The following is a 14,754-nucleotide window of genomic DNA, read 5'->3' on the forward strand; positions in this document are numbered from 1 at the left end:
AATATAACTTCACAAATATTATATACTTTGTTTCATTGCACTTTTTAAGAAATATCCTCTTCTTAATTTCCCACCAATTTTGCACGCATTAGCTTTTAATGTTTCATATTCTTCATCGAGCATATTGTCTATTATGTTTCTAATTTCATCTGTTGACTTTATTGTTATTCCACAATGATTTTTCTTAATAAAATTTGCTAATGCAGCTTCTTCCCATATAATTATAGGAATTCCAGCTGCCAAATACATTGATGTCTTATGCGGATTATTAATTTTAAGATAATCTCCATAAACTCCAGTACAAGTAGCACTGCTGTCCCCATCCCAGACCAAGCCAAAACTACCTTGTAGATTATAAATTAATTCTTCTGGATTAAATGCCCCAACATAATTTGTATTTGAAGAAGCTTTTTCTCGTTCAAAATTAATTCCATATAAATTAAAGTTACAATTTTCCGGTAAATTATATATATATCCAGCCTTATGTTTACTCAATGCTCCCGCTATGATAACTGGACCTTTTCTGCTTAAGTTTCTCTTTTCTAATAATTCTTCATTATAATTCTCAACTAAATAATCAAATATTCCTAATATATCCATTTTATCTTTATGTATTTTCCATTTTTCATGCATAAATGACTTCATTTTTTCATTATGCACAATGATTTTACTGCAATTCTTAAATGAACTAATTTCTTCAAATCTCATTCTAATTTTTCGAGATAATGGAACATCATTTCTTAATGTAAAACGAATTGCCTCAACGTCATGTATGATTATTGAAGTATGTATTCCTCTTTTTTCCAAATTTTTTATAAGTAATGAAAACAGCATTGTATGTTCTAACAATGGAAACTGAATATATATCCAATCATTTTTTTTTATTTTTTTTAATGCATTCTTCCATAACATATAAACATCATAATGTGCTTTTATTTTTCCTAATCTTGTTTTGTTTTCACGTCCTTCTATCAGGCATGGAATCTCAATTTTTTTTAAATTATTCCACTTAAAAATAGTTTCTACATCTTGTCTGGCTTTAACTCCAGCTGTTTTTTGTATCAACTTATGTTTATCGGTTTCCACAACATAATAATTCATTTATTATATCCGCCTTTCCCTCAATCATCCCTCAATATAAGCATCAAACTCATGATTTATCCGCTTACTTTCTGGCGGAAGTTGCATATAGTCTCCATATATTTGTGTCAAATAAAACTTCCAACATGCTGGCGCATGAAATTTTTTCCCACAAAATTCCACATCATTATATGGTAAGTATTCTTTCTTTTTCATTCTTTCATTAGGACCCAAACTCCAAGCAACTCCACCAATATACTCCTGTTTGTCAAAATCATACTGATGAGCCAGTTTATCTAATTTTCTCCCAAATCTTTCTGGTGTATACATTCGCAAAAAAAGAATCATCGGTATTTTAACTATACTTCGTACAAAACCTTTTCCTTTTCCTATAGTTGCACTGCATCGATTAATCCATTTTTTTAATGGTTCCGCTTTACTCAACAATATATCACTTTCTTCCTTATCATCCGGAAGACCATCCATCGGAAAAATATCAATCCACAAATGTTGATCAACATTTGAATATTCATTTTTTACATAGGTTCTTGTATCAATAATTTTGGCAAATGGCCAAAAACTATTTCCCATCTGTAGACTGATTAATTTATAATATGGTCGAATATTTCCTTTTCTTAATAAATCATGTAATTTATCAAAATCTGGACGTGGCATTAATAAATCAACATCATCATCCCATGGAATAAACCCTTTATGGCGTACTGCTCCTAACAAAGTTCCTCCCGATAAATAATATCTCAGCCCATTCTGATCACAGAATGCCGCAAACTCACATAATATATTCAAAATATACTTTTTAACTTCCGTATTATCTAACTTTCTCATACTTTACAGAGATAAAACACAAATCTCTTATCTCACTGTCCTTTCTTTAATATATAAAGGTTAAATAGTTATTGTGCGATATATATCCATAAAACGCGCTCCTATCTTTCTTCCCTATTAAACGTCTCATAGAAATAGCCTTATTGTCTGATTGTCTGATTGTTTTTTTTATTTTCTCTTTATCAGTCCATTATTCCACTACCGTTTCTTTTATTTTTAAACTTATTTGTTCACCACACCATTCAACAATAATTTTTCTAATTTTTTTGCTTCAGTATGAATTTCGTATCCTCGCATTGTAAAATTATCCACTATCTCCTTTTGGGACACTCGGTTTATATTTTCTTTGATATTTAAAATTTCTTCTGCCCAAGACTCCGCTGAATTTTCCAAATTCCAAAATATAAATGATGGATTAATTTTAACTTCTTTAGGAATTACACTGTCAGATGCTAACATAGGTACTCCATTTGCCTGAGCTTCCATCGCAGCCATGCTGAGGCCTTCAAATTTAGATGGAAACAAAAACAGATCGAATGTACTCAACCATCCACATATGTCTTTCTGAATTCCGGCCATATATACATACTTATTTAGTTTCTTTTTATCAATCTCTTTTTCAAGCTTTGTCCTGTCTTCTCCATCACCTATTAAAATCAATCTTACTTTTGGTTCTTTTTTTATAAGTTTTTCAAATATGTCTAAAATAAACATTTGATTTTTTTGGAAATGCAACCTTCCTATATTTCCTATGATATAATTTTCTTCCCACTTCAAATCTCGCCGCAATTTTTTTCGCTTCACATCATCAAAACAATATTTTTCTACGTCTATCGCATTACTGATAATAATAGATTTTTTTATTATTGAAGAATCATAAAACCATTCCGAAGCTTCTTTTGAGCAGCTCCAAAAATCCGTTACATAATAAGCAATTCTTTTTTTATTATATTTATGTAAAATTCCTCTTAACCTGCTATCCATATTTTGAGAATTATGGCTATGTATAATTCTTCTTTTTATCCCATATTTTTTTGCCATTTTCAGATAATCAATATTGGCAAGACTACACACATTCACCCATATTGCATCATACTTAGAGGCATTATTTTCAAAAAAATTTTTTAATTCTTTTTTGTATTTTTTATAATTTTTACTTCTCGCAGGAAAATGAAAGGTTTGTGAACCATTGGAAATAATTTCTTCTTCGAAAGCGATTTTATTATATGAATTACATAAAAAATCAAAATGAAAGGTATTCTTATCCATGTAATGATAGTAATTCATAATAACACTCTCTACCCCACCTGGATTTTCTGTCATACCAAAAACTAATATTTTATACATAGGTTTCCTCACAATTTAATGTTTGACTATTTTAATTTCTACTTTTTTCGTAAATATAATTTTGATATGCCCGCACAATATATATGATACTTGCAATATGAACCAATTTATATTTCATAAAAAAAACAGGCAATGTTCTCGCTGAAAAATTATTCTTTATATGGAACTTTTTTATCGCATCTTTGAATACAGGTGTATTTATAATTTTTTTTATATGCTCTATTTTTTTTACATAATTTTCTTTATTATTAACGCAAAATATACCTCTAACACAGGCTATATTTAAATGCATTAAAATATAATCATTAAATGCCAATTGTACATTTTCATGTTGTTTTTCAATATACTTACTCGTTATATTCATAGCTTCAATATATTGAAGTACTTTTTTATCTGCGTTACTCCTCATCGTAGACTCATTGTCTATAGAATAATGGTAAAATATCGTATCACTTATGCTAATTCTGGAACAATGCATTAAATAATGTAATGTAAAATCACTATCCTCTGAAAGCTGCATTTTTGTATTAAAGCCAATTCTATTTTCATAAATAATGCTTTTCCTAAAAATCTTTCCCCAAACCTGCATGAATTTTGTTGGATTTGCGATCATTTCCAACTTTATTTTTTCTGCAGAGTCATTAAAATAATATGTTTTCTCTTCTTTATTGTTTATATAATTTGCTCTATTACCAATCTCGTAACTATATACATACAAATCCGCTTTAGCATTTAATATATCTTCGTAAATATATTTTTTGCTTTTAGATACTATATAATCATCTGCATCGACAAAGACAATCCATTCTCCTCTGGCGTTTTTCAATCCTTCATTTCTAGCTCTTGACACTCCTTTTTCCGAATGAATTAGTTTAACATTTTCTCCATATTTTTGAATTAATTTTAATGCAACACTATTGGTGTAATCAGTTGATCCATTTTCAACAATCAATATTTCACATTTCTCCATGTTACAAGTATGTGTAATACTTTCCACAGCTCTTTCTAATGTATCAGCCGCATTATATGCTGGAATAATATATGAAATTAATATTTTTTCATTCATAATCCTCTTATTTAAAAGCTCCCTTCATATCTTTTTCCAACAAACTTAGCTTTTAAAAACGCTGTACTCTTTTTCCACCAATTAATCTTTTCCATATGCTGGTAAGGCAACTCTTTAATCTCATTTTTCTTAATTTTTCCTAGTTTAATCTCACCATCAAGCCACACATTAAATATTATCTCGCTTACTCTTCCATAAAATCGCCCCTGAAATGCTGATAATTCCTGTGGATCGATGCGTTTTTCTAACTCGAAGAGAATATCAAATAACCATTCACAATAATCATTCAGATATCTTTTTTGCATGATCATCATATTGAACATATATCCGTAAGTGTGTTTTACAACTTCATCATAACTTTTCAGATAGTCGGGATATTTTTCAGCGATTATCTCTCTGGTGATATCTAATTGAGATGCATAATGTGTATGTTCATAATGGGAATATAAGGTTTCTATATAATACTTTCTTTTTTTAGGTACAAAAATTTTATATTTTTCCAACATTGGGCGCAGCTCATTATACGTAAGAACACCTTCAAATGGTGCCTTGGTTTTCTTTCCAAAATGGCGTCTGTAATGTGCCAATCCTGTATAATCCGTGTCAAGATTTTTCCACGCCCAATATAAGCCTGTAAGCTCACAATACGCAGCGTTTTTGTTTGAAATGTTTTCTCCTGTATTATCTTTTTGATACCCTAAATCCAGCGGATTTCCATTCTGATCTGTTTTTCCCTCTGCGCCAACATGCAGTGGAAGATACATTGCATCTTGAGGCATTTCATATTTTTTATGTGTTGCTACTATAATTTTTACTGTAGGCGTATTCTTCGTCATTTCAATATTTCCTTACATGCTTTCTCTCTTTTTTCTATTCATCCTCCATATGCAAGTTTTTATTTTTCATAACTTCGAATACACTCCCCAACTCAAAAGCCGGCACATTCTTCGCCGTGCCCACACCTTCTTCAGGTACACACACGACAGGCGGTATTCAACCCGACGGTGTTTATCACTGATATACACCGTGTTTTGCTTTCGCTTTCTTTTTGTCAGCACGGCAAAGCCGATGCACTGACTTTATGACATCTGTTTTCTGACATGCCATAAGGTCAATCCACCTGCTCGCTTTTCATACTGATATTCTGTTTCCTTTGTTCTTCCCTTCATGCTCTGCGTCCAAACTGTGTCAGGCACTTTTTCCCGAGATTTCTCACAGCATTCAGATACCGATTCGTCTGGTGTCCGTTGGCACAGCAGCATAGTTCTGTTCTGGTGTCAGTCCGAATGATTTCTACACCACACTTTGCACAAATTTTGCTGATGCCGGTGGCGTGGACTTCGATAACAATGATTCCGTTTTTCCAGGCTTTGTAGTCCAGGTACTGGCGAATCCTGGTGCTTAAGTGGAGCGGGCCCCAGTTTCCTGAGCCTTTCATGACGTTTCTGGAATATTCCTGGTTATAACGTGGAAGTACGATCACAGAAACGTCCTGCTCTACAGCAAAACGTAAGATCTGGCTTGTGACCTGGTGTCCATAGTGTTCAGAAAGATGTTTCAGATGCATCCAGTATTTCTGATCAACTCTGCCTGTCTGTCTGCCTCCGGTTGCTTCCTGGGACTTCTGGATCTTTTCCAGAAGCTTTCTGCAATGGTGGCTGTATTCATTTCCGCCTTTCCAGAACTTCACTGCGATCTCCTGACCGGTTCCGTCCAGAACAACGCCTGCTGCAAAGGCATCACTGTTTGTAAACTGAATACAGAGTATCCTGCATCCTGCCTGCATCCTCTGACGTACGGTTGCTGTATTTTCATTGTTCTGCCGTACTGGAACATGCAGCATGTCATATTTGTATTCAAAAACTACGGATGGTGACATGAGTCTGGCGTTTTCCGGAAAGTCTCTGCCTGACAGCCGGCAATGCATCCAGGTCCATGTGTCTCCTGTCCAGACACGCAGTGTGATCTCTTTAGCGGAAAAGTCCTGATACATTCCTTTGTAATAGGTAACTGCTGCATTTAGTTTCTCTGCTCTGCCGATCTTCTCATCCTGGGCAAAACGGCTGAGATAGCTTTTGGCTGAAGCAATTCCCTCATTGGCTGCTGCTCTTCGAAAATACAGTGGAACCTTTTGCCAGGGGAGAGGATCTGATGGTATGCGTCCGCCTCGCCCCGGAATGCTCATGATCTCCAGCTCGCGTAAAGTCTGCTGGCTTCCCATTTCCCAGAGATCCGTATGATTCAGAAGCAGGTTGTAATAAAATTCAGCGATCCGGTTATAAAATTCCTGTGTGGTCCGTAGCCATTCCGGATGTCTACACCAGAGATGCAGTCGCCAGGTTGTGATGCTGTAGCCGCTTTTTCCGGTGTTTTCTTTTTTTCCGGTTTCCGGTTCTTTCATTTTGGTTCTCCGTTTTTTGCAAAGAAAAATCATTATAGTATAACTTATCTAAATTATTATTTTTGTCACTTATCATTTTCATAAGCGACAGGTGATTTTCTCTCAAATTGCATAGTTTTTGAATCTTAATCAATGATAGCATTGCACCCTGTCACTGTCAAGATACGAAAAATGCACCACTTTCGACCAAAAATGCAGTTTTTTTCGGTTAATTTTTTTTATATACGACAAATTTTTCTTTTTTTCGCTTATTAGTGGTCACAAAAATGGTCAGACTTTTGCTATAATAGTGCGAAAAGGAGACTACGATTATGCCTAGAAAAGGGGAAAATATCAGAAAAAGGAAAGACGGAAGATGGGAGGCGCGCTATGAAAAATGTCGTGACCAGAATGGACGGATCCAGTACGGATATCTGTATGGTCGTACATACGAGGCTGTAAAAAAGAAAAAGCTGGCTGTTTTATGTCAGAATAATCTTCAAAACTCTCCGGGAAAGTGTTATGTATTTCGAAACCTCAGTGAAGAATGGATGTTATCCATGCGTTATGCTGTAAAGCTCAGCACCTATGCCTGCTACGAAACACTTCTTGATACACATATCCTTCCGGAATTTGGTGATATGCCGCTGAGATACATCTCTTCTGCTTCTGTATATGCCTTCTCTGAAAAGCTGAAACAGCAGGGGCTTTCGCCACGTACCATCAAAAATCTTCTGATCCTGTTCCACAGTATTTTACGCTATGGTGAAAAACAGGGGTATCTGAATCTTTCACAGCTGGAATTTCGGTATCCCAAAATAAATACCAGTCCTTTTCAGCTTATTTCTCATGAACATCTCACAAAGCTGATCACAGTTCTCTCTGCTGAGGACTCAGAATTTCCCATCGGCATCCTGCTATGTATTTATACAGGGATCCGCGTTGGCGAGCTCAGCGGCATCCGTTGGGAAGATATTGATTTTGATAAAAAGCTGCTACATATAAGGCGAACGATCTCACGGATAAAAAATCTTGATTATTCTGGTGAATCTGATGACGAACCCAAAACCGTTTTAATGATAGGTCCTCCTAAATCAGTCTCATCCATCAGGGATATTCCAATCCCTGATTTTTTATTGAAAAAAATGAAGCGGATTGCTGCTGAACCTGATTCATACCTGCTGACGGGTACGAATCGTAAGTGTATGGAGCCCAGAAATATACAGCGTAAATTCCAGAAGCTCCTTCAGCAATGTGAAATCCCCAGTATCAACATTCATTCTCTCCGGCATGCTTTTGCCACCCGTTGTACGGAAATGGGATTTGACAGCAAGACACTTTCTGAAATTCTGGGACATTCGTCCGTCAAAATCACCATGGATATTTATGTGCACAGCAGCATAAAACAAAAACAGAAGTGCATGGAAAAGCTGAACTATTAGCAGTCAAAATTATGGTCAACGCAGGCCGGAAGTCCGCATTTATACGGGTTTCCGGCCTGTTTGTCGCTTATGAAAATGATAAGCGACTTTTTTACTCTCAAAAAAACAACACGGCAGACATCCCTCCGGGGCTGTCTGCCGTGTTTTATATCGCTTTTATGTTTTTATGTAATTAAGCTTTCTGTTCCTTAAGCCTCATATCCATTAGGGTTCTGGCTCTGCCATCTCCAGGAGTCTGCACACATCTCGCGGATTCCGTTCTCTGCCTTCCAGCCAAGCTCTTTCTCAGCTTTGGTTGCATCGGAGTAGCAGGTTGCGATGTCGCCTGGGCGGCGTGGTTTGATCACATATGGGATCTTGACGCCGGTAGCTGCCTCAAAGTTCTTAACGATATCAAGAACACTGTAGCCTTTTCCGGTTCCAAGGTTGTAGATGCTTAATCCGGAATTGTCTTCCAGCTTCTTAAGGGCTTTTACATGGCCCTTGGCAAGGTCTACTACGTGGATGTAGTCACGGACACCTGTTCCATCCGGTGTATCGTAATCGTTTCCGAATACGCCAAGCTCTTTCAACTTGCCTACTGCTACCTGTGTGATATATGGCATCAGGTTGTTCGGGATACCATTTGGATTCTCACCGATGGTTCCGCTCTTATGAGCACCGATCGGGTTGAAGTAACGAAGAAGAACTACATTCCACTCCGGGTCTGCCTTCTGGATGTCTGTAAGGATCTGCTCCAGCATGGATTTGGTCCAGCCATATGGGTTGGTACACTGTCCCTTCGGGCACTCCTCGGTGATCGGGATCATTGCCGGATCTCCGTATACGGTTGCTGAGGAAGAGAAAATAATATTTTTAACATTATGTTTTCTCATCACGTCTACAAGAGTAAGGGTTCCTGCGATATTATTCTCATAATACTCCCACGGCTTGGCAACAGATTCACCAACTGCTTTCAGTCCTGCAAAATGAATACAGGAGTCGATCTCTTCTTTGTCAAAAACTTCATTTAATGCTTCGCGGTCCAGGATATCTGCTTTATAGAATTTCACCGGTTTGCCTGTGATCTTGGATACTCTGTCCAGAGCCTTCTCACTGGAATTGCATAAATTGTCAACTACTACAACATCATATCCTGCGCTCTGCAGCTCTACAACGGTATGACTTCCAATGTATCCTGCTCCACCTGTTACTAAAATTGCCATAGTTTTTCTCCTCCTCTATTGGATCTAACTGTTCCTGTTTATTTTAGCACTGTTCCTTTGTTTCCACAATAGCAGAAAACCAGGTTTACTACTTAATCCCAGAGTCCCTGCGGATAAAGTCCCTGATCCTTCAGATTCTGGATCGCGGCTACCACTACCGGTTTGTCCTCTTTATAGGTCACTCCGTACCATTTATCCTGTGTGGTAAGGACCCTGACTGCTGCCTTTTTTTCCTGGAGGAGCTCGTCAACTACAAACGGAAGGAAATATTCGCATTTCAGAGGATTTTCCGGAATGCTCTTTTCAAGGAATACCGGGAAGCGTTTTACCAGCTCTTTCATAAATCCGCCGGTGAATCCCCACATGTTCATGGATACCGGAGTCTCTCCCGGGAGACTTGTCCAGGTTTTTCCATCGTCCTCTGTGTAGGCTGCTCCGCCGTCACGTTTCTCAATGTGTGTTCGCTCATTGATATCTGCAAGATATCCATTTTCATCTGTCTCACAGACACCTCTGGAAACGTAGCCATTGTCTGTCAGGGTATTCTCAAGACGGTAGCCTACCATCATATACTGGGCAGGTACGGTGTCCTCCTGGGCCTGGATCAGGAAATCATACGCCATCTTAAAGGCATGGGTTCCATAATAATCATCTGCATTGATCACCACAAACGGTCCGTCGATCTCTCCGGCACAGCTTAATACCGCATGTCCGGTTCCCCATGGCTTCACACGTCCTTCCGGAACCTGGAAGCCTTCCGGGATGTTGTTAAGATCCTGATGCACATAAACGATCTCCACCTTGTCACTTAAGCGGTCGCCGATGGCATCGCGGAAATCCTGTTCATTCTCTTTTTTTATGATGAATATCACTTTCTTAAAGCCTGCACGTACGGCATCATAAATGGAAAAATCCATGATGATATGACCTTCCTGATCTACAGGATCGATCTGTTTCAGTCCGCCGTAGCGGCTTCCCATTCCTGCTGCCATTACTACCAGAACCGGCTCTTTCATAATCTTGTTCCTCCTGATTTTTAGAAATACAGGGATTTTTTCCCATACATAGTTTAAGCCGGTCAGATTCTCATCCGACCGGCCTTTGAACCTTTTTTTATTATACTACACTTCACCGTGAAATCCTACTGATTATTTTCAGTTTATTTTCGGTCAGAAGTATTCTCCGGGAAAACGATCTCCATCCTAGTTCCAACTCCCTGTTCACTTTCCACGTTGATCTGTGCATGATGAAGCGTTGCTCCATGCTTCACAATGGAAAGCCCCAGACCTGTTCCGCCGGTCTGTCTGGAATGACTTTTATCTACTCGGTAAAAGCGCTCAAAGATCCTTCCCTGTTCACTTTTCGGGATTCCGATCCCGTCATCTGCCACACAGTAGAACGGATGCCCTTTCCGGTTGCCTACCATGATCCGCACATGACCATTCTGTTCTGTATAGCGAACTGCATTGTCTGCAATATTAAAAAGCATCTCATAGAGTACATGGCGGACACCCTTGATCTTCTCTGCACTTCCGGCAAGCTCAAGGAAAATATTTTTCTTTCCGGCAGGATGTCTGAGATTATTTCTTACGTCTTCCGCAAGCTCATAAAGATCCACCTCTTCAAAAGGAACCTCACTGTTGCTTTCATCCAGTCTGGAAAGCTGGATGATATCCGCTACCAGATTGGAAAGTCTTATTGATTCATGGTAGATCCTTCCGGAAAATTCCCGTATATGATCTGCCGGAACCATGCCGTTCATCATAAGCTCCGCATAACCGGAAATGGACATCAGCGGGGTCTTCAGCTCATGGGAAACATTTGCAGAAAATTCCTTCCGGATCTCCTCTGCCTCCTTCAGTTCTTTTACCTGCTGCCGGATCTGCCGGTTCTGTTCATCCACCCGCACAAGAAGGGGACGCAGCTCCTCATAGCACACATTGTTCAGCGGATGCTCCAGATCCAGATCGTTGACCGGACGGATCAGCTCTCTGGTCTGTCTCTGTGCAAAAACAAACTCCAGGATCAGTACCAGGAGCATCAGAAGTCCCAGCACAGCAAGACTTGAGATCCATGTGGAATATATAGAGTCTACGGTTTTTCCTACACGGAGCACGTTTCCGTCATCCAGCTTCACCGCATAATAAAAGGTCTTTTTTGCAAAGGTTTCTGAATAACGGATACTTTCGCTTTTTCCATTTTTTTCTGCCTGTATAAATTCCGGACGATCACTGTGATTTGCTAGTTTTTTCGGAGAGGCCTCAGAATCGTAGAGAACGGTTCCGTCTTTACGTATGAGAGTCACACGACTTGATGATACTGTCTGAAGCTTTTTTGTGAGAAAGGAATCTCCATACTCATCCATGGCAAGGCAGATATACTGCGCTTCCTCACGGACTCCCCGCTGCATGTATGTGTTTAATTTATTGTAGGTGACCACACTTGCTGCCAGAAACGTGACAAGAACAGCAAAAATGATCATAATGCTTGTATGATGCAGAATTTTCTTTTTCATACATGATCTCCGATCCGGTATCCCACGCCACGCACTGTCTCAATCAGATTTCCGGCCTCCCCCAGCTTTTGTCGGAGAGTCCGTACATGAACATCTACAGTCCTTGTTTCTCCGTCAAAATCATAGCCCCACACATGGCACAGGATCTGGTTTCTGGACATGACCAGTCCTTTGTTCTCCATAAGATATTCCAGAAGCTCGAATTCCTTTCTGGTCAGCTCCTTCACCTCACCCTGATAGCTGACTTCGTGACGGGACACATTGACACGAAGATCCTTACAGTACAGCTCTCTCTCTTCGCTCTGCCTTGCGCAGCGCCGAAGGACCGCTTTGACCCTGGCTACAAATTCCATCATCCCGAAGGGCTTGGTGATGTAATCATCTGCGCCGCCCTCCAGACCTTTTACCTTGTCAAACTCCGCTTCTTTGGCTGTGACCATGATCACCGGGATATCCCGGGTCCTGGTGTCACTTTTCAGTCGTTTCAAAATATTATACCCATCTTCACCCGGGAGCATGATATCCAGCAGGATCAGTTCCGGCATATTTTTTTTCATGGCTGTGTCAAGTTCTGCCCCGGTTTCAAAACCTTCTGCCTCAAAGCCTGTTGTCTCCAGGGTATAGACAAGAAGCTCTCTGATATTTCTCTCATCTTCCACACAGTAGATCATTCTATATCCTCTCTGTTCGTTTTTTGCCGTTGGCACTTCATAATCGTCTGGTCTTTTTTGTTCCATGCCTTCAGTATAACTGCTTTCTTTTTACTGCACAAGCCCTGGCCGTCTGCTGATACAGATAACCAGGGCATAGCATTTCGATATCTTTTTATTGGCTGCCTGCCGCTGCCATCTGGGCTGCCGCCTGCTCATCCTTTATTTCCGGAAGCTGATACTGATTCCGGATCACCTCCAGCGCACGGTAGAAGGTTTCGTCCGGCCCATGTTTGATCTGCTTCAGGTGCTGATGTGTATCAAAAGCATCTTCATGAACCTGTGTCACACAAACACCGATATTGGAACAGTGATCTGCCACACGCTCCAGGCTGGTAGTCACATCGGACAGGATGAATCCCATTTCAATGGTACATTCTCCGGCGCGAAGTCTCTGGATATGCCGGTACTTCAGTTCCTTGCTGAGTTCATCGATTACTTCCTCCAGTGGCTCGATCTCTCTCGCAAGCTGCACATCCTGATTTTCGTAAACCTTGTAAGCAATATCTACAATGTCTTCCACCGCATGCTCCATGACACGTAACTCTTCCAGCGCCTTATCCGAAAACTTCAGGCCTTTTTCATAAAGCTCCTGTGCGGATTCCATGATGTTCACACCGTGATCGGAAATCCTCTCGAAATCACCGATACAGTGGAGCATGATGGAAACACTGTGACTGTCATGAACGGAAAGATCCTTCTGGTTCAGTTTTACAAGATAGGTTCCAAGTTCATCCTCATAACGGTCTACCTTTTTCTCTGCTTCTTCCACCAGAGCCTTTCCTTCTGCGCTGAAATTCTTCAGAAGGTCCAGGGCGGTAAACAGAGTTCTATGAGAATCCTCTGCCATTTTTTTCGCTGCATTCCTGCTCTGCTCAACTGCAAATGCAGGTTTCTCCAGAAAACGGCTTTCCAGGATCATGAAATCCGGATCTGCTGCCACCTTCTCCTCCTCTTCTTTCCTGTCGCGGATAGTAAGACAGGCAAGCTTCTCCAGAGCCTTTCCAAACGGAAGAAGAACAAGAGTTGCCGTGATATTGAAGGCACTGTGCAGGATCGCGATCCCGGCCGGAGTCGCTGCCTGTGCCATAAATGAAAAATGTACTGCTGCATTTATCGCATAAAATACTGCCATGAACAGCATGGTTCCGATCAGATTGAAATACAGATGGACCATAGCCGCACGTTTTGCGTTTTTGCTGGCTCCGATGGCTGAAAGGATCGCAGTGATACAGGTACCGATATTCTGTCCCATGATAATAGGAAGTGCTGCACTGAACGGTACCATTCCGGTAAGGCACAGTGCCTGGAGGATACCAACCGATGCGGAGGACGACTGAATGATCGCTGTCAGCACTGCTCCGGCCACAACTCCAAGGATCGGATTGGAGAATTTCACCAGCATTCCGGTAAACTCCGGTACCTCTGCAAGAGGTTCCACAGCTCCGCTCATGGCATTCATTCCATACATCAGGATCGCAAAGCCTACAAAGATCGCTCCCACGTCCTTTTTCTTCTGGCTTTTTGTAAACATGATCAGAACCACGCCGATCAGTGCCAGGATCGGTGAAAATGACGTCGGCTTAAAAAGCCGGATAATAAAGTTATCACTCTGGATACCTGTAAGACTTAAGATCCATGAGGTTACGGTAGTACCGATATTGGCACCCATGATGATTCCCACAACCTGGGACAGCTTCATGATTCCCGAGTTTACAAAACCAACGACCATAACGGTAGTTGCCGAGGATGACTGGATCACTGCAGTCACACCCATTCCAAGAAGAACGGCTCTGATGGGATTGGAGGTAAGTGTCTCCAGGATCCGCTCAAGCTTTCCGCCTGCAACCTTCGCAAGCCCGTCTCCCATTAAGTTCATTCCATAAAGGAAAATAGCAAGGCCGCCAAGCAATGCCAGTACGCTGAAAAAGTCCATAATACTCTCCTTCACTTTCTCTTTTTGATATGTTTGATTTCCTTTTTTCTCATTTCAACGATTTTCATAATAGCGGCCTATTGTAAAATTTTCCCCACTGGAATGTAAAATCTGTGTAAAAAAATAAAACAGAGGATCCTGTTACGGGAAACCGATTTCCCGTCAGGATCTCTCTGTCCTATATATCGTACAGTGATTTTTATCCTTATGATGTGTTTTGTGCTGCG

12 protein-coding genes are annotated in these 14,754 nt (G+C 40.1%); 1 reads left to right on the top strand and 11 read right to left on the bottom strand.

Going from position 1 to position 14,754, the window contains the following annotated elements; all coding sequences use genetic code 11:
* Positions 1–18: 18 nt before the first annotated feature.
* The 6 genes from LI091_RS02325 to LI091_RS02350 form a co-directional block, all read right to left on the bottom strand.
* The gene (locus LI091_RS02325) at positions 19–1,101 is read right to left on the bottom strand and encodes a hypothetical protein (RefSeq protein ID WP_265190749.1); all 1,083 of its coding nucleotides are present in this window, start codon (positions 1,099–1,101) and stop codon (positions 19–21) included.
* A 24-nt stretch (positions 1,102–1,125) separates the two neighbouring features.
* On the bottom strand, positions 1,126–1,815 hold the full coding sequence (locus tag LI091_RS02330) for a LicD family protein (RefSeq protein WP_237971833.1): 690 nt from the start codon (positions 1,813–1,815) through the stop codon (positions 1,126–1,128).
* A 333-nt stretch (positions 1,816–2,148) separates the two neighbouring features.
* Positions 2,149–3,273, bottom strand: a complete 1,125-nt coding sequence (locus tag LI091_RS02335) for a glycosyltransferase family 1 protein (RefSeq protein WP_173761169.1) — start codon at positions 3,271–3,273, stop codon at positions 2,149–2,151.
* Between the two features lie 31 nt (positions 3,274–3,304).
* Positions 3,305–4,339: a glycosyltransferase family 2 protein gene (locus tag LI091_RS02340; protein WP_265190750.1), complete on the bottom strand. Its 1,035-nt coding sequence runs from the start codon at positions 4,337–4,339 to the stop codon at positions 3,305–3,307.
* 11 nt (positions 4,340–4,350) lie between these two features.
* Positions 4,351–5,175: a DUF4422 domain-containing protein gene (locus LI091_RS02345; protein ID WP_059086096.1), complete on the bottom strand. Its 825-nt coding sequence runs from the start codon at positions 5,173–5,175 to the stop codon at positions 4,351–4,353.
* Positions 5,176–5,504: 329 nt separating this feature from the next.
* Entirely contained in the window at positions 5,505–6,740 is a 1,236-nt protein-coding gene (locus tag LI091_RS02350) for a zinc ribbon domain-containing protein (RefSeq protein WP_265190751.1), read from the bottom strand.
* Positions 6,741–7,051: 311 nt separating this feature from the next.
* Here LI091_RS02350 and LI091_RS02355 point away from each other — a divergent pair, with 311 nt between their 5' ends.
* Positions 7,052–8,161 carry a tyrosine-type recombinase/integrase gene (locus LI091_RS02355; RefSeq protein WP_021652266.1) on the top strand — a complete coding sequence of 370 codons (1,110 nt, stop codon included), beginning with the start codon at positions 7,052–7,054 and terminating at the stop codon, positions 8,159–8,161.
* Positions 8,162–8,349: 188 nt separating this feature from the next.
* Here the strand turns inward: LI091_RS02355 and galE are convergent, their stop codons facing one another.
* The 5 genes from galE to LI091_RS02380 all read right to left on the bottom strand — a co-directional run bounded on the left by galE (position 8,350) and on the right by LI091_RS02380 (position 14,527).
* Positions 8,350–9,366, bottom strand: coding sequence for a UDP-glucose 4-epimerase GalE (gene galE, locus LI091_RS02360; protein WP_015527335.1), 1,017 nt, complete (start codon positions 9,364–9,366; stop codon positions 8,350–8,352).
* A gap of 92 nt (positions 9,367–9,458) precedes the next feature.
* Entirely contained in the window at positions 9,459–10,382 is a 924-nt protein-coding gene (locus LI091_RS02365) for a sugar phosphate nucleotidyltransferase (RefSeq protein WP_021652265.1), read from the bottom strand.
* Between the two features lie 143 nt (positions 10,383–10,525).
* A complete protein-coding gene (locus tag LI091_RS02370; protein ID WP_015527337.1) occupies positions 10,526–11,881 on the bottom strand; it encodes a sensor histidine kinase in 1,356 nt (451 codons plus the stop codon).
* Positions 11,878–12,552, bottom strand: a complete 675-nt coding sequence (locus LI091_RS02375; RefSeq protein WP_022427063.1) for a winged helix-turn-helix domain-containing protein — start codon at positions 12,550–12,552, stop codon at positions 11,878–11,880. The genes LI091_RS02370 and LI091_RS02375 overlap by 4 nt, the downstream gene beginning before the upstream one ends.
* A 154-nt stretch (positions 12,553–12,706) precedes the next feature.
* Positions 12,707–14,527 carry a Na/Pi cotransporter family protein gene (locus tag LI091_RS02380; protein ID WP_022427064.1) on the bottom strand — a complete coding sequence of 607 codons (1,821 nt, stop codon included), beginning with the start codon at positions 14,525–14,527 and terminating at the stop codon, positions 12,707–12,709.
* Between the last annotated feature and the right edge of the window lie 227 nt (positions 14,528–14,754).

Origin of the sequence: Blautia sp. MSK20_18 (assembly GCF_020553125.1) — a bacterium.
GTDB classification, from domain to species: domain Bacteria; phylum Bacillota; class Clostridia; order Lachnospirales; family Lachnospiraceae; genus Blautia_A; species Blautia_A fusiformis.